This window comes from Christiangramia aquimixticola (genome assembly GCF_048285835.1).
GTDB lineage: Bacteria > Bacteroidota > Bacteroidia > Flavobacteriales > Flavobacteriaceae > Christiangramia > Christiangramia aquimixticola.
The window spans coordinates 1-311 of record NZ_JBLVTL010000177.1 but is presented as its reverse complement, the minus strand read 5'-3'; the positions used below and the strand labels follow the sequence as shown (position 1 = coordinate 311).

Here is a 311-nt window from a genome sequence, read left to right as displayed (position 1 = left end):
CTTCCAGAGATTTTGTCGACGTGAGAGATGGTGCAAAAGCCTTGATTTTATTGGCAGAAAAAGGAATATCCGGTGAAGTCTATAACATCTGTGCCGGAAAAGACTGGACGATGCAGGAATCCTTGGATATCTTGATAAAAATTGCCGGAATAGAAGTGAAAGTGGAAACAGATCCAGCTTTATTTAGACCCTCGGATGAAAAGGTCTTGTTAGGCAAAACCGATAAAATTGAAAAGTTGGGATGGAAAACTGAAATTCCTTTTGAGCAAACCTTGGCTGATATTTACTCCAATTGGGTGGAACGTTTATCA

General features: G+C 39.9%; 1 protein-coding gene. It reads left to right on the top strand.

Annotated elements, in window-relative coordinates:
- Positions 1-311 (top strand): GDP-mannose 4,6-dehydratase (locus tag ACNKXV_RS14015; protein WP_417908334.1); only part of this gene is annotated, 311 nt, incomplete at both ends.